This window comes from Microbacterium sp. WCS2018Hpa-23, assembly GCF_031843845.1.
Taxonomy (GTDB): domain Bacteria; phylum Actinomycetota; class Actinomycetes; order Actinomycetales; family Microbacteriaceae; genus Microbacterium.
In genome coordinates this window covers 1-21,393 of the sequence record NZ_JAVTIZ010000015.1, presented here as the reverse complement: position 1 = coordinate 21,393, position 21,393 = coordinate 1, and the positions used below count along the sequence as shown (strand labels likewise).

General features: G+C 70.3%; 13 protein-coding genes. 2 read left to right on the top strand and 11 right to left on the bottom strand.

The features are described from left to right. The first annotated feature begins 2 nt into the window (after positions 1-2). Complete coding sequence (gene eccB, locus RQG77_RS19095) at positions 3-1,352, top strand: type VII secretion protein EccB (protein ID WP_311246165.1); 1,350 nt, start codon at positions 3-5, stop codon at positions 1,350-1,352. Beyond that, positions 1,352-2,704: a S8 family serine peptidase gene (locus tag RQG77_RS19090; RefSeq protein WP_311246164.1), complete on the top strand. Its 1,353-nt coding sequence runs from the start codon at positions 1,352-1,354 to the stop codon at positions 2,702-2,704. The genes eccB and RQG77_RS19090 overlap by 1 nt, the downstream gene beginning before the upstream one ends. Before the next feature lie 93 nt (positions 2,705-2,797). Here RQG77_RS19090 and RQG77_RS19085 read toward each other — a convergent pair whose 3' ends face one another. The 11 genes from RQG77_RS19085 to RQG77_RS19035 form a co-directional block, all read right to left on the bottom strand. Beyond that, positions 2,798-3,679, bottom strand: coding sequence for a hypothetical protein (locus tag RQG77_RS19085; protein WP_311246163.1), 882 nt, complete (start codon positions 3,677-3,679; stop codon positions 2,798-2,800). Beyond that, complete coding sequence (locus tag RQG77_RS19080) at positions 3,676-4,506, bottom strand: protein phosphatase 2C domain-containing protein (RefSeq protein WP_311246162.1); 831 nt, start codon at positions 4,504-4,506, stop codon at positions 3,676-3,678. The genes RQG77_RS19085 and RQG77_RS19080 overlap by 4 nt, the downstream gene beginning before the upstream one ends. Beyond that, a complete protein-coding gene (locus RQG77_RS19075; RefSeq protein ID WP_311246161.1) occupies positions 4,503-6,311 on the bottom strand; it encodes a DUF5684 domain-containing protein in 1,809 nt (602 codons plus the stop codon). Before RQG77_RS19075 ends, RQG77_RS19080 begins: the two co-directional genes overlap by 4 nt. Continuing rightward, complete coding sequence (locus RQG77_RS19070) at positions 6,308-8,860, bottom strand: transglutaminase domain-containing protein (RefSeq protein WP_311246160.1); 2,553 nt, start codon at positions 8,858-8,860, stop codon at positions 6,308-6,310. Before RQG77_RS19070 ends, RQG77_RS19075 begins: the two co-directional genes overlap by 4 nt. Continuing rightward, a complete protein-coding gene (locus RQG77_RS19065) occupies positions 8,857-10,227 on the bottom strand; it encodes a DUF58 domain-containing protein (protein WP_311246159.1) in 1,371 nt (456 codons plus the stop codon). The genes RQG77_RS19070 and RQG77_RS19065 overlap by 4 nt, the downstream gene beginning before the upstream one ends. Then, complete coding sequence (locus RQG77_RS19060; protein WP_311246158.1) at positions 10,224-11,213, bottom strand: MoxR family ATPase; 990 nt, start codon at positions 11,211-11,213, stop codon at positions 10,224-10,226. Before RQG77_RS19060 ends, RQG77_RS19065 begins: the two co-directional genes overlap by 4 nt. 45 nt (positions 11,214-11,258) lie before the next feature. Then, positions 11,259-17,180, bottom strand: coding sequence for an Ig-like domain-containing protein (locus tag RQG77_RS19055; protein ID WP_311246157.1), 5,922 nt, complete (start codon positions 17,178-17,180; stop codon positions 11,259-11,261). After that, positions 17,180-18,310: a serine/threonine-protein kinase gene (locus RQG77_RS19050; protein WP_311246156.1), complete on the bottom strand. Its 1,131-nt coding sequence runs from the start codon at positions 18,308-18,310 to the stop codon at positions 17,180-17,182. The genes RQG77_RS19055 and RQG77_RS19050 overlap by 1 nt, the downstream gene beginning before the upstream one ends. A gap of 188 nt (positions 18,311-18,498) precedes the next feature. Next, on the bottom strand, positions 18,499-19,065 hold the full coding sequence (locus RQG77_RS19045) for a DNA-3-methyladenine glycosylase I (RefSeq protein WP_311246155.1): 567 nt from the start codon (positions 19,063-19,065) through the stop codon (positions 18,499-18,501). Positions 19,066-19,314: 249 nt separating this feature from the next. After that, complete coding sequence (locus RQG77_RS19040) at positions 19,315-20,025, bottom strand: GntR family transcriptional regulator (RefSeq protein ID WP_311246154.1); 711 nt, start codon at positions 20,023-20,025, stop codon at positions 19,315-19,317. 376 nt (positions 20,026-20,401) lie between these two features. After that, positions 20,402-21,393: DUF222 domain-containing protein (locus tag RQG77_RS19035; RefSeq protein ID WP_311246153.1), on the bottom strand; the 992-nt coding region annotated here is incomplete at its 5' end.

Sequence of the window (21,393 nt, the reverse complement as noted above, 5' to 3'; positions counted from 1 at the left end):
CTATGGCGACCAAGAAGGATCTGATCGAGGCGCAGGGCTTCAGCCGGCGCCGTCTGCTCTCTGCGTTCACCGGGGGCGCCCCCGGCGGCAAGGAGCTCGACCCTGCGAAGCCGTTGCGCGCGGTCGTCGCCGGCGTCGCGCTCACGGTCGGCGTCATCCTGGTCGGGGTGTTCTGGGGCATCATGCAGCCGGGTCTTCCGGGCGACTGGCAGAACAACCGACTCATCGTCGCCACCGACACCGGGGCCCGCTACGTCTCGGTCGACGGCACGCTGTACCCGGTGATCAACACCGCCAGCGCACGCCTGCTGATCCCCGCCGGCGAGTTCAAGGTGGTGCGCACCGACCAGGCCGCGCTCGACGGGATCCCGGTCGGCCCCGCGATCGGCATCCTCGGTGCTCCCGACGACCTTCCGGCCCCGGACGCGCTGATCAACTCGTCGTGGACCGCGTGCGTCGACGACGCCGACGGTGCCGCCGTCTCTCTCTCGACCTCCCCCATCGCCGACGTCTCGACGGGCACGGGCGCGGTCGTCCAGCGCGGCGACGAGCTCTTCGTGATCGCCGACGGCCTGCGCTACGCGGTCTCGGCCGATGACGCGAACGCCGTGCTCCGCGCGGTCGGCCTCGGAACCAGCGACATCCTCGAGGTCGACGGCCGCTGGCTCAACCTCTTCGAGTCCGGTGAGGAGCTCGAACCGATCAGGCTCAACGCGATGGGCGCGCCCGTTCCCGATACGAACCTCACGGCAGGGACGATCGTGCACACGCAGGGCACCCCCGCCGATGAGCGCTACGTGGCTCTCGCGACCGGCGAGCTCGCACGCCTCAGCCCGCTCGCCTACCAGCTGTACCTCCTCGGCAGCGGCCAGGAGGCGTCCGAGAAAGAGGTCTCTCCCGCCGAGACCGGAGATGTGCCGACGGTGTCGTACATCGGGGGCGAAGATTGGCCCACGCTGCCGCTGAAGCCTCTCGCGGCAGGCGAGTCTCCGTGCGCCGTGCTCACCGACGACGCTCACACGGTGCTCGGAGCGACCACCACCGCGCTGCCCGATGAGCGCTCCTCGGTCGATGTCAAGGTCGGTGGCGGAGCCCTCGTGCAGGTCAGCGCCGCATCGGATGACGCGGTCGGCATGGCCGTGCTCATCGACGAATCAGGCACCGCCTACGCGATCCCCGGGGCTGTGGCCGAGCAGAGCGCAGAGGACGCCGCGAGCGGCCCCATCGCGCAGCTCGGGTACTCCCCCGACGACGTGGGACGTGTGTCCGACGCGTGGCTCGAGTTCTTCGCCGCAGGCCCCGCCCTGACCACCGAGGCCGCGAGAGAGTCGCCCGGCTCCGGGACGAACTGATGCGTCGTCGCAGCGCCGCCCTCGCGGCCGTCATGCTCGGCACCGCAGTGCTCGGAACCGCAGTGCTCGGAGCACCGGCGACGGCGCTGGCGTCGACCGCCACCTCGTCATCGATCGTCTCGACCGCGACGGCGGGGCAGGCGTGCACCCCGGGCACCGTGGTCTTCAGCCCCGAGGCTCCGGTCGCTCTGGCTGAGCTCGGCGCCGAAGACGCGAACCGGCTCGCCACGGGCAAGGGCATCGTCGTCGCGATCGTCGACTCGGGGATCGACGCGAGCAATCCGCACCTCGCCGGCGTCGTGATCGGCGGCGTCGATCTCGTCGGCGACGGTGAGCGCGCCGACGGCATGAGTGACACGACGGGACACGGCACCGCCATCGCCGGTCAGATCGCGGCGCAGCCCGTCCCGGGTTCGGGCGTGGTCGGACTCGCACCCGACGCGCGACTGCTGTCGGTGCGGGCATTCCGCAGCACCCAGCAGCAGGATGTCGACAAGGGCTACGGACCGACCTCGCAGCGCCTCGCGGACGGCATCCACTGGGCGGCAGACAACGGCGCCGACATCATCAACGTCTCGATGTCACAGGACAGCGACTCCGCCGAGCTCCGTGCCGCCGTCGAGCACGCGGCCGCGGTCGGCGCCCTGGTCGTGGCGAGCGGCGGCAACCGGGCGTCGGACGCCGATGCGGCGGACGCCGCCCGTTATCCCGCAGCCTATGAGCAGGCGCTCGGGGTCAGCGCAGCCGACAGCAGCGGCCGTGCCACCGAGAGCTCGATCCACGGCCCCCAGGTCGACGTGACGGCTCCTGGAGGCAACGTGCTGACGGCGGCGGCCGGCGGCGGGGACTGCATCTTCGCCGGCGACGCCCCGGCATCGAGCTATGCCACCGGATACGCCAGTGCGGCCGCAGCCCTCGTCGCCGAGGCGCATCCGGAGGATCCGCCGGCGGGATGGGCCTACCGGCTCACCGCCACGGCGCTGCGAGCAGACGCTGACAACCGCGACGACGTGAACGGGTGGGGCTTCATCCAGCCGTTCGCCGCGATCGAGCTGCTCCCTGATGAGACCACACGCGGACCGGTGAGCCCGTACTTCGACACGACGGAGAGCGCAGCCCGACCACCCGTCGCCACGGTGGACCCCGATCACGGAGCCTCGCCGTTCCTGCTCACCCGCGAGGCCGCGCTGTTCACCGCGATCGGCGGCGCGAGCCTGCTCGGCGTGCTCGGCATCCTCATCGTGCTGCGACGCCGCAGGGAAGCCCCCGTCGACGATCCGAGCGAGATCGAGCGCGAGGGCGGACTGCTGCACACGCCGGACACCGGCGCCGATTCCGACAGAGTCGGTTGAGCCGCCAGGTCGGACGCGCCTAGCCGTCAGGTCGGACGCGCCTAGCCCTCAGTCGAAGTCGACGGCGACCGCTCCGCCGGCGCGGACGAGGCTTCAGGCGAAGACGACGAAGCCGAGGGTGACGAGACCGGCGACGGAGACGGCGCAGGCGGCCGCGAAGGCGAGGAGGGTCGTCATGCTCCAGCGCAGTCCCTGCTTGGCGACGGAGGGGAGCTCCGGATCCACCGCCCTGGTGGGTGCGGCGGCTCCGACCACGATCGGCGGCGCAGAGGGCCCGAGCGGCGCCGGGCGGGGACGATAGATCTCGGGTGGCCGAACGTCGGTCGGCGCCTCGAATGAGATGGGCGCGCCGGTCGGTGCGGGATCGACCGGGGCATCGTCCTGCTCGTCGGCGCTCTTCGTTCGCTTGCGACGCAGACGTCGAGGCGGCCGGGACACGACGACAGTCGCCTCTTCGACGAGTTCGTCGTCGGGAGTACCGGCGGGCTCCTCGACGACTCCGGCACTCCGGTCCACCACGACGGTGGCCTCATCGAGAACGTCGTCACCGGAAGAACCAGCAGGCTCCTCGACGTGTCCCGCACTTCGGTCGACGACGACGGTGGCCCCATCGAGAACGTCGTCGTCGGAAGAACCAGCAGGCTCCGTGACGACTCCGGCGCTCCGGTTCACGACGACGGTGGCCTCTTCGACGAGTTCGTCGTCGGGAGAACCAGCAGGCTCCTCGACGCGTCCTGCGCTCCGATTCACAACGACGGTGGCCTCATCGAGAACCTCGGCGTCGGCATCGGCGACATCCGTCGAATCCGCGGACCCCGCATCTTCGTCCGCGACGATTGCCGGCCCCGCATGGGCTGGCTCGAGGCCCGTCGGCGTTGGCTGCGCTGGCGGCGCATCCGCAACCGCGCCACCGCGCCGCCGGTCGCGACGGGTGAGGATGACGGTCTCTTCGCCGTCGTTCTCGTCGTCGGTCATCGCGCCCGCACCGGGATCGTCGTGCCCTCGAGCATGGAGTCGGTCAGCGACGCGGATGCTGCGATGCGGCCTGCCGTGCTGTCGTCGGGTCGTGTGCGCGCACCGCCGGCGACCACGTCGATGACGACGACCGAGACGTTGTCGCGCCCGCCGGCCTTTAGCGCCCGGCTGACCAGCGCCGCCGCGGCGGTCTCGGGGCGTCCGTTCATCGTCAGGGTGGCGCGGATGGCCTCGTCGCTGACCTCGCCACTCAGCCCGTCAGAGCACAGCAGCAGCCGTTCGCCGCCGACCACGGGAATCAGCCAGCTGTCGGCCGTGCTGTCCGGCGCGCCGATGGCCCGGGTGATGACGTTCCGCTGTGAGAACGACGCCAGGTCTTCGGGGCGCAGCTCTCCGGCATCCACGAGCTCCTGCCCCAGCGAGTGGTCGATCGTCAGCTGGGTCAGGTCGTTGCCGTGGTGTCGGTAGACGCGGGAGTCGCCGACGTTGAACACCAGCCAGTGGGGCGCGCCGTCGTGCTCGACGAGCGCGACGCCGGTCACGGTGCTTCCCGCTCCGCGCTTGTGCTCGGCGGAGATGTCCTCGACCACGGCCGCAGCATGGCTCAACGCCTCGCCGATGTCGGCGACCTCGACTGTGCGGCCTCGCAGCGGCTCGAAGGCCTCGACCACCGCGGCGCTGGCCCGATCGCCCGCCTCGTGCCCGCCCATGCCGTCAGCCACTAGGAAGACCGGCGATGCGACGAGCATCGAGTCCTCGTTGGCGACGCGCTTGAGACCGGTGTCGGTCAGTGACGCGACGTTGAGGACCACCGAGGAGAGAGTCACGAATCGCGCTCCGCGATGACGTGCATGCCCACTTCGCCGAGGATGAAGCGCCCGTTGCCGGTGACGCTCTCGCCCGGATCCAGCAAGGATTCCGTGCCGTTCTCCTCGACCACGACGACGCCGTTGGTCGCGTGCAGATCGGTGAGCCGCCACTCGTCGTCATGGACGACGAGACGTGCGTGCGTCTTCGACAGCGTGCGCGTGGTGTCGGAGATCGCGAGCCTCTGCTCGCCCGGCTCGCCGATCGGATTGCGACCGATCACGACACTCGCGCCGGAGAGCGAGAACTTGCGGCCGTCGTCGAGCACGAGCGAGCGACGGATGCCGCGCTTGCGCGCCACGACCACGGTGGCGTCGAAGTCGTCGACGTCGATCTCTGCCGGACGCGGAGTGACGACCGTCTTGTCGACGTCGGCGGCGAGTCCGCCGAGCGGTATCGGAGCGGCCGAGGATGCGGCGGGATGCGCGCGATCGACCGGCGGCGCAGGGTCGACGGGCGCAGGGGCGACGGGCGCCGCAGGCGCCACGGGCACGTCCGCTGCCGCTGACGGGGCCGGACGGATGACCGGCATCTGCGGCTCGAGGTCGGAGGCACCGTCACGGAAGGACGGCGGGGCGGGTCGTACGACACGCTGCGGGTCGGCGGTCGGCGCGGCGGGAGACTGATCCGCTGCCCCGTGATCCGGCGCGGTCGGCGCCGCGAACTGCACGGCGGGCGGCGCAGAAGGTGCATCCTCGAACGGAGCGGGCGGCTGCGGAGCAGCAGGCGCAGAAGGCTGCGGAGCGGGAGGTACAGGCGGCTGCGGGGCAGCGACGGGCACAGGCGGCTGCGGGGCCACCGGCTCTCCGCCCATCGCGGCCATGATCCCCGTCGTCGGGTGCGCCTCGACAGGAGAGGGCGGCTGCGGAGCGGATGACGGCATCGGAGGCTGCGGAGACGCCACCGGGGCAGGGGGCTGTGGCGCAGGAGGCTGTGGCGTTGGCGGCTGCGGAGACGCCACCGGGGCGGGCGGCTGCGGTGCGGCCTGTGATGCGGCCTGTGATGCGGGCGGCGCGAGCGACGCGGCAGGCGCTCCGATGTTCGGCGACTGTCCACCGGTGGGTGGGTACGACGGGGACTGCGCACCGGGAACGGGCGGCGGACCGACCGGCGCCCCCGGTGCCGATGACGGAGCGGATGGCGGCTGCGGCGGCGCGCCCCACGCGGACGGCGCAGCGGGCGCAACGGACGCCGCCGACTCCGACGTCTCGGTCGCCCGAGGCGGCGCCGCATAGTCGGGGAAGATGAGGGCGGGAGCATCCGGCTGGCTCTGGGCGTGCGGTGCGAGCGACGGGATCGTGTAGCCCGACGCATCCCGAGCGGGCGCGGCCGCGGGCTGAGAGGTGCGACGCGGGCCGGGCTGCAGAGCGGCCAGTCGTTCGCCTTCGGGGTAAGGCGGGGCGCCCCATGCGAGCACTGTCGCCCACACCGGCGGAAGCAGGATCGCGAGCACCGTCATACCGGCGCCCCGCCCGAACCGCTGATTGATGCGGTGGGTCGCGACGACCTTGAGGTAGATGCCGTACAGCTGCACGATCGGGATGAAGTAGAACACCACCGACCAGGCGGGGACTCCACCTCGCGCCAGGATCTCGGCCTCGTTGAGGATCGGGACCCAGCCCTTCCACCCCTCGCCGTCGATGCGCGGGAAAAGGCGCGAGAGCGCATACGCGTACCAGACGTAGATGGCGATGCCGATGAGCACACCGAGACCGCCCACGATGGCGAGCATCGTCGCGTAGCCGGTATCCACGGGCGCGATCATGAGTCCCCCTTCTTCCGGTCGCCGAGCGAACCGGTCAATCCGAGCGTACCGAGCGCGGGCCGAAGCCCGAAGGAGCGGATGCCCCCCGCTGCCCGTACCCGGCCGATGAACGACGTCGGTCGCACCCGCATCACGAGCCGGTGCCACCGCTTGCCGGTATGCGCGAGCTCAGCACGTTCCGCGTCCACGATCTCCCACGCGGCGCTCGCGTCATCCTTCGTCGGCGGATGCTCCGCGAACACCGCACGGTCGACGAGCGCCGCCAGTCGGTCCGCGGCCTCACGGTCGGTCGACAGCGCGCGCTGAGCGCGCGTGCCCTGCGCGTCCATCTCGACATCGTGGTCGGCGTACACGTCGACGAGCTCCTCCCACGCACCGGCGAGCCGCACCTCAGGGTCCGCCGCCGTGCGGCGGACTCTCGCGCGATACCTCTTGGCGAGCACGAGGACGAGGAACGGCAGCGCCAGCAGTGCGAGTCCGAGCAGGCTCAGACCGACGGCCCGCAGGATCGGCAGCAGGATCGCGAGCACCTCCGACTGGGGATCCTCGAGCGGAGGCGCATCGTTGTTCGAGTCGCTCTGCGCCTGGGGAGGATCCAGCGCCTCGGAGCGAGGCTGCTCGGGGACGGTCGGATGCTCGGGCAGCTGCTCGCCCTCGGTGATGGAGCTGGGCAGCATCGCGTACTGCGGCGTCGTGTCGACCGGCATCCATTCGGCGCCGGAGGCCCGCACTTCGACCCAGGCGCTCATGTTCTCCCCCGTGCAGGTCTCGGTGCACGCGGGGATCCCCGGCACCTCCTCGGCCGCGGCGAGGCGCGTGCCGATCACGACGCGGGACTCGAGACCCCAGTGCTCGGCGAGGAGTGCCGCGGCCACCGAGAACTGCTCGTCGTCCCCGACTGCCGAGACGAGCAGCTCGGGTGCGGCATCCGCTCCCGCCCGCCGCTCTTGCTCGACCATGTCGGTGAAGAGCTCCTCGATGCGAGCAGCGGAGTGCCCGGCGTAGCTCGGCGCGAACGCGTACCCCTCGGACGCCTTGAGCGACGCGATCCAGCCGGCCGCCGCTTCGTCGTCGAGCAGCGCGTGGCTGAGGTATCCGCGGGCGCGCAGACGATCGATGATCTCGAGGTAGCCCGCCCCCGTGCGAGGTTGCTCCTGCATCTCGGCCCACTCGACGAGCGCCGGGTATCGATCGGTGTCGAGGTTCGACGCCCCTCCCTGCAGTGCGGTGATGTCACCCTGGTCGCCGGGAGCATCCGCGAGCACGGTGTAGCGGTCGCCGGGGATGAGTCCCTCGTCGCCGTCGGAGGTCTCGGCGATCGTGATCGCCGTGTCGCCGCCCTCGTTCACGTGGAACCCGTCGGCGAGCGCGTCGGCACGGGTGCCGGAGAACGCCGGCGCCTCCGCGAGGCCGGCCGGTGCCGGAACCCAGATGCCGCGGTAGGCGTCGCCGATCGTGATGTCGAGCGTCACCCGCCCGGCCGCGGCGAGCGCCGTGCGCGGGAGCCGGCTGAACCGGTCGTCCGGGTCGATGTGGAAGTCCTCGCCGTCGTACGAATCCAGCGTGACGAGGCGGATGCGGTCGACCGCACCGGGGTCGCCCTGCACCCGAAGCACGGTCTCGTCGAGCGTGCCGCCGGCGAACCACGAGCGGTAGGCGCTGAGCGGGCTCGCCTGCTGCTGCACCACGATCATCGGCTCGACCTCGTCGCGCAGCACCGAACGATCCGACCATCCGGCCGCCGCCGGGGCGATCGCGAATCCGGCAACGAGTGCGACGACCGCGAGCGCCGCCGACAGGAGGTGCCGACGCACGGTCAGCCACACCGGGGTGGCCCGGCGAGAGATGTTGGCGGCGGCGACCGTGCGCAGGGCCTGGGCACGCTGCAGGCGGGCACGACCGACCAGCCAGACGAGGGAGGCGACGAAGAGGGCGACGCCGATCAGCCACTCCCGGGGAGCCGGAAGCGCCACGCCGAGGATCGACACGGGCGAGGTGGTGCCGCTCACCCCGAAGGCGATGCCGAACACGCTCATCGCCGTCACGACCGGGACGGCGATCGTGGCGCGGCGTCCGTTCTCGAGCGCGAGGAGGGTCGCGACGAACGCCCCGAACAGCATCACGACGAGGTACGGGATGAGCACGGCCTGGTACTCGCCGAGCGGCGGATTGAGCGTCAGCATCTGCTTCCACCCGAGCACGACACCGAGCACCGCATCGCGGAGGCCGCCGATGAAGGCGGGGACGGACGACAACGCCGAGGGGATCGCGAGCGGCACCGAGACCACGAGGTACGTGCCGACCGCCGCGAGGGCGCCGAACAGCATCCCCCAGCGCAGCAGTCGCGTGAGCACGGCGACGGCCATGCCGAGCAGACCGCCGACGAGGCCGACGGCCAGGGCGCGCGGCGATTCGTACACGGGCCAGACCGCCGCGGTCGCGAGGCCGACACCGACCAGCACGTAGCCGAGCGACCAGAAGGTGAGGGCCGAGAGGGCGAACGACCGGCGCGACCCGGCCACGCCGCGCTTGGCTCCTGCCGCGCTCATCGAAGGGCTCCGCGCGCGAGCATCTGCGGCAGGTCGCCGAGAGCCCCGAGGGTCATCACCGCGAGCTCGCGGGCCGCGCGCATGGTCGGCTGTTCGCCGAGTTCACTGCGCACGGCGACCGCCTCGACCGCGGCGGGCAGCTTGACCGCTGCGAGCCGGAGCCGATCGAGCGGCATCCGAGAGCCCGTGAGCAGGAATCCGATCGAGAGGTCCGGATACGACTGCACGGTGAGGGCGGTGACCGCTTCGAGACGCATGACCCGGTCGGCCGCGTCGATGGTCGACGTGGCATCGAGCAGCGCTTTGGGGGTCACGGTCGGCAGTGTGCGGATCGAGAGCACCTCGGCGCGGCTGTGCTCGGGGATCTCGTTGCTCACCGAGAAGAGCACGTCGCGGCCGTCGCGCACGCCCTGCAGTGCCAGGGATGCTGCGGCACTGACCGTGTTCTCGAACTCGTCGTCGCTCTCGTACGACTCGGCATCGAGGTCGAGGATGATCGCGATGCGGGCGTGCCGTGACTCCTCGTACTGGCGCACCATGAGCTTGCCGGTCTTGGCCGTCGACTTCCAGTGCACGTGGCGCTGCGAGTCGCCGACGACGTACTCGCGCACGGCGTGGAACGAGAGGTCTGCGTCGACCAGGACCGAACTGGGGGTGCCCTCGAGGTCGCGGATAAGACCCGCGCTGGTGCTGGGAAGACGAACCGTGACCGGGTGCACATGGATGCGCTGCACGTCGGGCCAGCGGAGCTCACGACGAAGGATGCCGATCGGGTCGCCGCGGGTGATGGTCATGGGGCCGACGTCGATGACACCGCGGCGGTGAGCGGCGATCGTGAGCTGCTCGCGGTGATGAGAGCCGGGGCGCAGCAGCGGGACGTGCGCCTCGACCAGCCCCTCCCCCACGGGCACGTCGACGACGCCGGGGAGCGAGAGGTGCTCGCCATTGTTTCGGACGTCGAGGGTGGCCCCGATCTCCGCTCCGGCCACCACGCGGTCACGATCGAGCGTGAGGTCGATCCGGTAGTCGTGGGTGCCGAGGATGAACGGGACGCAGGCGACCAGCAGCACCAGAGCGATCGCAGCCACGGCCCAGGCCTCGACCCAGCCGAACAGCAGCCCGGCGACGAGACCGAGAACGAGCGCCACGGCCACCAGCATCCCTGCCGCTGTGACCGTCTCGCGCACCCAGGCGACGGATGCGCGTGCCGCGCGCCCCGTGTTGCGAACCGCGCGACGAACGCCGAAGACCGCGCCGCGGACGGGGCCCCGGCGCGTGCGGTCGTAGCGCGTGACCGTCGACGTGCGCGTCGACGTGCTCGTGCCCGCCGTCGTGCGCGTCAGACGGGACTCGGTGCTGAAGCTCACGCAGTGCCGTTCTCGCGCGGGGGCTCGACGTCGAGGAGGATCTGTCCGACCACGGCGACGGCGGTGACGCCGTCGAACTCGGCCTCGGGCTCGAGCACGAGACGGTGGGCGAGTGCGACGACCGCGAGCTCGCGCACATCGTCGGGCGTGACGAAGGTGCGGCCGCTCTTGGCGGCCCAGGTCATCACGAGGCGCGAGAGCGCGATCGCGCCACGCACGCTCGCGCCGAGGCGGACCTCGGATGCCCGACGCGTGGCGTCGACGATGCGCATGATGTAGTCGGAGACGAGCGGGTTCACATACACGCCGCGGGTCATCTCGGCCATCGTCAGGATGGTGTCGGTGCCGACGATGCCGTCGAGCACGTGCTTCGGCTGCGCGGCTCCCTGCAGGATGCGCATGGTCGCCGCCTCGTCGGGGTAGCCGATCGACGTCTTGATCATGAACCGGTCGAGCTGCGCCTCGGGCAGACGGTAGGTTCCGCCCTGCTCGATGGGGTTCTGCGTCGCCATCACGAGGAACGGCGAGGGCACAGGACGGGTGACGCCGTCGACCGTGACGGTTCCCTCTTCCATGACCTCGAGCAGCGAGGACTGCGTCTTCGGGCTCGCGCGGTTGATCTCGTCGGCGAGCACGATGTTCGCGAAGACGGGGCCGGCGTGGAACTCGAAGGCGCCCTCCTTCTGGTCGTAGACCGTGATGCCCGTCACGTCACCCGGCAGAAGGTCGGGCGTGAACTGGATGCGGGTGCTCGTGCCGGTCACGGTCTGGGCGATGGCACGTGCGAGCGCGGTCTTGCCCGTGCCGGGGAAGTCTTCGAGCAGCACGTGTCCCCCGCTGACGGCCGCGGCGAGCACCAGCTCGACCACGTGCCGCTTGCCCAGGATCGCCTGCTCGACGTTGCCGGTGAGGATCGAGAAGGTCTCCGCGAACCAGGCGGCCTGTTCGGGAGCGAGGGTGACGGGAGCAGCTGTGGGAGCAGGCATAAGGAAAGAGTATTCGTTGGTTGTGTGGTGGCCGGGCGACCCGCCTCAGGGGCAGGCGCCCGTCACTCGATGGGTGATGGGTGACAGGGTCGCGTATGCGCCCTTCCAGGTGATCTTCACGTCGAAGGCACCGGGGGTGTCGGCGACGGGCGTGACGACCCGGTCATACGATCCACTTGCCGCTCCAGACACCGTGACGACATCGGATTCACGCGCGGGCATGCACTGCCGGAAGTCGACGTCGACGACCGTCGGTGCGGTCGTCGCAGTGATGTTCACGGCTCCCGAGCACGAGCGCGTCTGCTCGGGGTGGCACGCGCGCGCCTGCACCTGCCCCGGTGACGAATCGGGGGTGAGGAAGAAGTCTCCCCGCCAACCGCCGTACATGTTGTACTGCGCCACGAACCCGTCTTCGACGTCGAGCGCCGGAGCCGACGACAGGCCGTACGAGTACCGGTCGCCGTTCTTCGACGGCGAGGTCGCCACCGTGTAGGTCGTGTTGCCGCCAGGGCCGTCGACGAAGGTGAATGTGAACACCGTCGCCGTCGAGGATTCCGCGACGCCGTAGCCGTTCGAGGCGCACGCCTTGACGTTGTAGACCTGATACGCCTGGAGTCCCTGCAGCGACGGCGAGGCGGACTGCACCTCGGCGCCGGAGACCGAGAGCCGGCCATTGTCGGCGGCGCTGCAGCTGGCGGTGCCCGAGCGCCAGGCGACGTAGACGACGTCGAGCCCCTGGGCGCTGCCGTTCGCCTGTGCGGCGAGGCCCGACACATTGATCGACGTGTTGGATGCTGCGGTCGCGTTGGTCCACGACGGTTCGAAGTACGGAGAACCCGCGACCGTCACCGACGTACGGAAGGCGCCTCCCTCGTTGCCGCCCTCGCCGTTCGGCGGCTGGAACTGGCTGATCGGGACGATCGTGAGGTTCTGCGCTCCGGGAGACAGTCCGATCTCCACCTGGGTCGTGCCCCCGTTGCGGGGAATCATCTCGCCGGTCTCCTCGATGCGGAAGGCCAGCGCGTCATCCGAGGCGTCGATCGCGAGGGCGACGATGCCCCGCCCGCGGTCGGACTGGCCCGGACGGTAGACCGGCGTCGCGGTCGCGTTCGAGACGACCGGCGCGGCGTATGCCCAGCTGGTGAGGGGCGAGGTCGTGGCCGACGTGCCGACGGCGTTGACTGCGGCTGCGGTGAAGACGTGCGGCGCTCCGTTGACGAGCCCGTTCACGGTGCAGCGGTAGGCTCCTCCCGCGGGACTGCACGAGGCGTTCGCCGGCGATCCGTCCTGCATGATCGTCACTCCCGAGACGCTCGGGTGTGCACGCCCGGCCTCGCCGAGAGGCACCTCGAGCACCACGCTCGTTCGGGTGAAGCCGACGGTCGTGACACTCGCAGGCGCCTGCGGGAAGCCCTGCAGGTCGAGCGTCAGGGTTCCTGTTCCGGTGCGTCCCTGAGCATCCGAGACCACGAAGGGGATGACGCACTGGCCGCCGGGCGCCTGTCCGCCGCCCGGCCAGCTCGCCGTGATCGACTTGCTGCCCGATGTCGAGACCGAGGCGACGTCGCAGCGTGAGCCAGCGCCCAGCGACATCAGTCGCAACCCGGAGCCGGGCTTGCCCGCGAACGGGTCGTACTCGCCCGCGACGTCCACCACGTCGATCGTGCAGTTCGGACTCGTGACGATGCACTGCTTCGTGAAGGTGGCCCCTCGCGGAGCATCCGGCGGTGCCGCGCCGACGACGAGACGGACGGATGCCGAGGGCTGCCCGTACTGCTCGACCGTGACGCTGATGTTCTCGCTGTTGCCCGGCTTCGCATCGGCGCGGGCCTCGATCGTGAGGGTCTTGCCGTTGGGCGTCACGATGAAAGCCGACCCGGAGTACACGACCCGGTACACGAGCGACCCGGCGTTGCCCTCGCGCCCGCCCTCCCAGGCGGCCATGTTCGCGTACATGTCGATCGTCTCGGTGGCACCGGGCGCGATCGTGTGCGAGATGGACGAGAGCAGCAGCTGGGGCTCTGCCGGACGGATGCTGATGGGCACGTCGATGTACGACCAGCGTTCCTGCCCCTTCAGCCGCACGGGCACGAGGCACGTGTCCGACCACGGCGCCTCCCGGCCCGCCCGGTAGGTCGCGCCACCGGTCCCTTCCGCGACGCACGACGCAGCCGCACGCTGGGCGCCGAACTGACCGCTGCCGACCTCGACGGCATCCGATGCCGTCAGATCGACGTAGTCGCTCACGTCGAACGATGCCGCGGCATCCTCGTCGACCACGACGGGCGTGGAGCCGGGCTTGAGCTGCACCTGCATGTCGTCGAAGGCGGGGATGCGCAGGAATCCGTACGCGACGACGTCGCGTCCGCCCGACCCCTTGCCCTTCAGCTGGAACGGGACGAGCGCGCCTTCGGCCGGAGCGGTGCCCACGATGCGGTTGCCCTGCACGGTGTATCCGGGCTGGTCGCCCCACAGGCTCAGGGTGAGCGACGATGTGTCTCCCGACGGCCAGCTCACGCGATCCGCCACGACGTCGATGCCGCGGTCCGCGAGGTCATCGCGGTCGCGAGCGGTGAGGACGGTGTCGGCGACGCTCGGCTGGTCGGCGACCGCGCCGTCGGTCACCGTGACCACGATCAGGCCCTGCGCGGTGCTGGAGGTGCGCTTCGACTTGACCGTGTAGAAGTAGGAGTTGGTGCCGGCGGTGTCGCCGGCACGCAGCACGATCCGGCCCTCGTCGAGGTCGGTGTCGGAATCGATCAGCGCATTCAGACGGTCGTACAGCGGGTTGCCCTTGACCGGTGGAGCGTTGGGCACGAGCTCGGTGATCTCGAGTTCGCTCTGCGCGGGGTCGAGATCGTTGGAACGGGGATCGAGCACGATCGGGGTCTTCGACCCCGCCTCGACGCGCACATAGTCGCTGAAGGTCACGGGGGCGGAATCGTCGACATCCGCGTCGAGGACTCCGATGCGGACGGTACCTGTGCCCTCCTCGCCCTGCGGGTCGCGCACGGTGTAGCGGAAGCTGGCCTGGCCGCCCTGGACGCCGGCCGCGGGGGCCCGGTAGACGATGGCTTCGCCGCTCGCCGAGATGGTCGCGGTTCCTGCGCCCTTCTCGGGCTGTTCGATGCCCGTGAGCACCACCCGATCGCCGTCGCTGTCCATCCCGTTCGCGGGGACGCGGAGCGAGACCGTCTGGCCGCTGAGAACCCGACCGGTCAGAGTGGTCGGCGTCGGCGCGCGGTTAGTCCCCGGCGGCACGACCGTGACCGTCACGGTGCCGTTGTCGGAGAGCGACGGATTGCGCTCGAGCGAGACGGAGTAGGTGAGCCGGTAGGTGCCCGGCGTGGTCGGGGCGAGGTACCGCAGAGCGTTGCGGTCGGCGAAGACGAGCTCGCCGGCCTCGCCGGATCCGGTGACCTCGGGGAGGACGACCAGCGGTTCTCCTCGCGGCGCGACGTCGTTCGCCGTGACGCCGATGCGGGTGAGGGAGCCGGCGCGCACCGTGATCGCATCCGGGAAGACGATCGGGCGGGTCACGGTCGACGGCGGGGTGAGGAAGACCGTGACGGTGCCCTGCACCGCGGCTCCGGAGCCGTCGGCGACGGTCACCGTGGCCCTGCCGATGACCCCGGGCTCGCCGTCTTCGGTGGTGCCGTTCACACGGATGCTCTCGTTGCCGACGACGCGCACGTTCAGCTGCGGGGTCGAGCTCACGGCGTCGGACAGCATCAGCACCCGGCCGCTGGTGTTCTGCACCGCGCGCAGCACGTCGACGGTGGTGTCCTCGCCCTCGCGCACGAAGGCGGTCAGGGGCGCCATCGCCAGCCCGGACGACCCGTCGACGGCGGTGATGCGGATGACCGCGGACTGCTCGGCCTGCGTCGAGACGTCCTGGGCGGTGTAGGTCACGACGTACTGACCCGGCTCTGCGACGGTCAGCTCGACCGTGCCCGAGGCGGCGTTCGGGGTGACCTCGAGGCCCTGCGCGGTGGCGGCGGTCTGCACCGCGTCGACCAGTCGGTACGAGCCGGAGCCGCCGGACAGGTGGTCGGAGATGCGGATGGACTGCAGCTCGCCCACGCGGGCGGTCAGCGCGACCGGCGACGCCACGAGGGCAGGGCTCCCGGTGACCTGCACGTCGAGGGTCTTCTCGGCGGTCGCTCCGTGCACGTCCTCGACGACCACGGTGACGGCGATCACCGCATCCGCCGCGTTCGGGTCGGTGTGACGGATCGCCACGCGTCCGTCGGCCATCGGCACCACCATCACCGGCGATGACGAGTCGGTCTCATAGGCGTCGCTGAGCACGAAGGGGTCGCCTTCGGGGTCGACCCAGCCGGAGAGGGCGGAGACCACCGTGCTGCCGCCGGGGAGGAGCTGCGGGGTCGGCCATTCCTGCTGGCAGGCGTCGACGCCGCACCACACCGGTGCCGAGTTCACGCCCGCGTCGACGACGTTCAGGGTCACGGTCGCGGGTGACGACACCGCGGCGCCGTCGGTCACGGCGTAGGTGAAGGAGGTCTGGCCCGACCCCGCCTTGACGTCGACGACCAGCGACTGACCGTTGGCGACGAGCGTCAGGTCGCCGAACGCGGGATCCCCGAGACCGCCCGCGACCGAGTCGGGGTCGATCGTCAGGACGTCCTTCTTGTTCGGATCGTGGTCGTTGAGCAGCACCGGCAGGATCACCTGCTCACCGGCACGGACGCCGAATGCGTCGTCGACGGCGACGGGCGGCAGCTGCTCCGCCACGTCCTCGACGATGATGGTGCCCTCCTGCTGTTCCGTCTCGTCTTCGATGGCCCACTGCTCGAGCGGGATCAGCACGCCGTCTGGCGCCGTCCAGATGAGTCCTGTGCCGGTCTCGCTCAGCACGGCGCGGTCGCCGTTCTCCTGGAAGACCGGTTCGATCGTCGCGGAGTCGAGCGCCTCGTCGGGGACGCGCAGCGGCACGGTCTCGCCGTCGGTCCACAGGGTGCCCGCACCGGTATCGAGCCAGGCGGCGTAGGTCTCGTCGCCCACGACCACGGGGGCAGCCGGAACACCGGTCGCGTCGGCGACGCGCTCGGATTCTCCGGAGGCGAGGTCGACCGACACGAGTCCGTCGGAGTCAGCGATGAACAGGGCCTCGCCGGAGGCGGCGCCCTCCTGCAGACGCGCATCCTCGGCGACATCGAGCTCGACGGGTTCGGCGCGACCCTGGAGCCACAGCTCACCGGACCCCGTCTGCAGCATCGCCCAGCGGTCGCCCACGACGGTGACCGAGAGGCCCTCATCTGCTTCGGGGGCTGAGGAGACGGATGCCGGATCGCCGAGGAATCTGTGCTCCTTGATGTCGAACCGGCGCACCGCGCCCTCGTCGGCCGAGTACAGCACGAGCAGGCCCTCGGGCGACAGCCCGATCGCATCCGCCGTATAGGTCGGAGGGTCCTCGCCCTCTTCGACCTCGACGCCCGCGAACGGGTCGACGAGCGCCGTGGCAGCCCCCGCGTCGAGCGTCGTCACGGAGACCTGGCCCGTGTCGGTGCGATAGGCGACGTAGGGGCCAGCGGAGAGGATCTCCCTCGTACCCGCGGGGGTCGGCTCGGAGGCGAGCGGGGTACCCGCGTCGGACGAGTCGGAGAGCAGGTCGGTCGGGCTGGCGGGGTCGAGATCCCAGCGCTGCCTGTTCCCCTGCGCGTACAGCACCGCGGCGGAACCGCTCTGCCAGACGGCCTCGGGGTCGTCGACGTTGCGCACCGTGTCGATCTCGGCGAGTTCCGTGTTCACGCGGGCGTACTGGCCGCTGTCGCGCATCACCCAGACCGCGGATTCGAGGCGGGGCACCTCCTGCGACTGGTATCCCTGCGCTGTGACGGCGAGGGTGACCACGACGGCGAGGGCTGCGACACCCGAGATCGCGGCGATCAGACGGCCTCGCGACCGGGGCTTCGTCTCCGCGCGGTTGCGGTCGCCGATGGCCATCAGAGGATCCCTGTCAGGTAGAGGACCGCGATGCCGACTCCGGCGAGCACGGCGGCGCCGATCAACGCGCCGATCACTCCCGCAACGAGGGGCGAGCGGGTCTTGGTGCGGGCGGCGGGCAGGTCGTCGCGGTCACGGGGTGCGGCCTGCTGGCGCGCCGCGCGAACGGCCCGACGCGAGTCGGGGGCCACCGTGGTGATCACGGGCCCGCGCGGCGCGGAATCCGAGAAGCTCACCGGGGCCGCGGCCGCCCATTCGGCGGATGCCGCCTCGAACGCCGTCGGGTGCATGCCCAGCTCGTACTGCGCCCAGCGCAACCGTTCGGCGAAGTCGGCCATACTCGCGAACCGCTTGGCGGGATCGCGGTGCATCGCGGTCGCGAAGATCTCGTCGATGATCGGCGGGATGCCGGGCACGGGCACAGCCGTGTAGCGGGCCTTGATGATCCGCTCGGTGAGCTGGTCGCGCGAGTTCGACCCGCGGTCGGGGCGCTCGAAGGGGCTGCGCCCGGCGAGCAGCGTGTAGAGCGTCGCGCCGAGGCTCCAGATCTCGCTCGGCACGGACCCGGAGACGCGTTCCTGCAGCACCTCGGGCGAGCTCCACGGCACGGACATCGCGATGGTCTCGCCGTCGCCCTCGTCGATGACGGCCGCAGCGATGCCGAAGTCGGCGAGCACGGGAGCGCCGAGGGAGTTGATGAGGACGTTCGAGGGCTTGATGTCACGGTGCAGCAGCCCTGCCCGGTGCACGGTCTCGAGGGCCCCCGCGATGCGCACTCCGGTGTCGAGAACCTCCGCGAGCGCGAGCGGCGCCTTCTTGTAGCGGGCACTCATGGTGTCGGGGCAGTACTCCATGGCGAAGTACGGGCGGCCGTCAGCCGAGATCGAGGCTTGGTAGATCGTGACGATCGACGGGTGCGCACTGAGTCGGGCGGAGATGTCGGCCTCGACATTGAACGTGCGCAGCACCTCGCGGTTGACCGCATCCGCGAGAAGGACCTTCACCGCGGCGACGCGACGGGGCATGTCCTGCTCGTAAAGGAACACGTCGGCGAAACCACCGGAACCGAGCGGACGCACGTAGCTGTACCCCGCCAGCGTCGGCGGGGTCGATGCCATGCGCGTTGCCACTCATGCTCCTCACGGTCGGATGGGGAGACCGCGCCCTGCATGAACCCGGCGCGCTGCGCTGGGCGTTCCCCCCGATCACAGAGTATATCGAGGGGATCGACGATCCCGAGGGCCGCCCGCGGTCTTGGCCGAGCGGTGCAGTGGGGTGCGGGTGCGGAACGGGGCGGAGCGGGCGGAGTTGGCGGAGTTCAGGCCCGCCAGCATCCCTCGATGTGGTCGTCGACCATTCCCGCTGACTGCATCAGCGCATACATGGTGGTGGGTCCGACGAAGCGGAAGCCGCGGCGGCGCAGCTCTTTGCTCATGGCCGTGGACTCGGGAGTCACCGCGGGCACGTCGGCGAAGGCCGCCGGGCGGATGCCGGGGGCGGGCGCGAACGACCACATCAGCGCATCCAGTTCGCCGTCCTGCATGGTGCGGACGATGGAGGCATTGCCGATCGTGGCCTCGATCTTCGCGCGGTTGCGGATGATCCCCGCATCCGCCATGAGCCGCTCGATGTCGGACTCGTCGAACTCAGAGACAGTGTCGACGTCGAATCCGGCGAAGACCTCGCGGAATCGAGGACGCTTGCGGAGGATGGTGATCCAGGAGAGCCCTGCCTGGAACCCTTCGAGTGCCATCTTCTCGAAGAGCGCACGGTCGCCGTGCAGCGGGGTTCCCCACTCCTCATCGTGGTAGCGGCGATACTCCGCATCGTCACCCACCCATGCGCAGCGTTCGCGGTGGTCGGGCCCGGCGATCAGAGACGTCATGACCTCACGTTATCCGGGCGCACGGACATGGGCGGCTGACGGGGATGCCCGTACGGATGCGGACTGGAAGTGTCGCTGATGGATACGAGAGGTGTGGGCGAGCATGCGCTCGCCCACACCCGGTGTCCTGCTGCGCCGGCCAGGGGATCGCTGTGCGATGTCGACCTGACCGATGGGGAGATCGGTCAAGTCGGAACCGGCGTTGCAGATTTTCTCGATCGGCGTGGGGTGCCGATCGAAGGGTGGCGATCAGCGAAGGGGAGGTTCGCTGTCCGCACCCCGTCTTGGGAATGCTGCGGGCGTTGCCCCGAGCATTTCGAGGAAGGATGCTCCGAAGGCGTCCAGCGCCTCGGATGCCGCACCGTGTGCGCCCTGTGCGAGGGCTGCGCGCGCCGCGGTGAGGAGTGCACGCCTGCGTGGGCGCCCCGAGTCGACGTCCACACCGTGACGGCGGGCCGTGTCTGGGGCGACGAAGAGCCGAAGCGGTTCGATGTGGTCGCCGACGATCAGTGAGCCGAGGCGGCCGAACTCGCGGGAGATGAGCGCTTCGGCGAGGTCGAGATAGGCGACCAACTCGCAGTCGGTGTCGGCGAGCGGTGTGCGCGTGGTCAGCACTCCGGGCAGTGATTCCGCCGCTGAGCCGGCCAGCGAGCGCGTGAGTGAGTCCTTGACGATCAGTCGATCGATGACGCGGGCGCGCTCGATCATGTCGACGCGCGACCAGTTTGCGACGCGAGTTCCGGCGTTCGGGGAGACGTGCACGAATCTCATGTCGGAGAGTCGCGTGAGCGCCTCTCGGACGGGGGTGCGCGAGACAGCCCAGCTGTGTGCGAGCAGATCGAGACGAAGACGCTGACCGGGCGCGAGCCTGCCGCTGACGATCTCTGCGAGCAGGCGCTCGTATGCGAGCCCGCTGAGCAGTTGAGGTCGCAGCTGTTCCTCGAGGGAACCCATCGACATGGTCTTGCCTTTCTCATGGTGCGAAACACTGTGGGCGGAAGTCTGCTCGGCCGTGCGAAGGCCCTCAGGAGCGAGGGCGTCTGGCCGGCTTTCACCAGCCAACCCCCTGCGCCGGGCCTCAGGTCGACTGACGGGTGCGCGTGCGCGTGCTGAGAGCCGACAACCAGTAGTCGCTCCGCAGCAGTCAGTGCTCGACGCTCGGCGGTCAGTAGTTGGTGCGGTGCGGTGATGAATGCCACAAAGCGGTGGGTGCCACCAAGCGGTGAGTGTCACGAAGGAGTGGGGCTACCCGATCCCGGCTGCGGTGGAGTGCGGTGCGGCGCGCGCCGAATCGTCCCACTGCGGTGGGGCTGTTCAGCCGGTGACGGCGGGTCATTCAGCCCACGCGAGAGGGCTTCAGCGATCCGTGGCGGATCCGCGGAAGGCTGAGTCTCGGTGTGCGCCATCGTTGCTCGGGGTCCCACCATCTCGGTCCCCGCACCTGTGGGAGGCCCTCGTCCATCCGGATCTCCCACCCCGAGGTGCCGAGGGATCGGTGATGCCACCAGCACAACGGCACACCGTTATCCGTATGCGTCGGACCACCCCTGGCATGCTCGACCACGTGGTGGATCTCGCACCAGGATGCCGGGACGTGACACCCGGGGATCAGACATTCCTTGTCGCGGGCGACGATCGCCCGCCGTTGATGCACCGTGAAGACGCGGTCGGTGGTCGTGATCCCGATGATCCTGCCCTCATCCATCAGAACCCGCTGGATGCTGCCCGCGCATCCGATGTGCGCGGCGACGGAGACGGGCAGGTGGGCACCGGATCCGGGGATCGTCGCCCAGCCACCGTTGCCGTGGGTGCTACTCGCTCCGGACGCAGCGTTCCCGAAGGTCGCCCCGGCGCCGTGACCGACATGGGCGGCGAGGTCTTTCCCATCGACGTTCACGACGAGGACCGGTGCCGCTCCACCGAGGGTGGGCATGTCGTTGTGACGGGCAGCGATCGCGAAGATCATCGCGAAGGCGTCGTGGCGCTTCTGCGACGCGGTGCGGTCATCGAGCACGCACCGCGGATCGGAGTTGAACGGATCCGCACCATCCGCATCCGCATCCACTCCCCCGTCAGCATCGACGTCGACGTCAGGGTCAAAGTCAGTGCCGACGTCCGCGCCAAAGTCAGTGCCGACGTCCGCGCCGTCGCTGGGGGCGAAGTGCACTCCGGGCATGGGCGGGCCGTCGCCCTTGGGGTTGAGGATCGCGTCGATGATCAGCTGCAACTGCGTCGCAACGTCCGGGGTCAGATACCCCCGGATCGCATGCACACCGTCCTTGAGACGGCCGATCGTGATGCCCCGCCGACGCTTCGAGTCCTCATCCT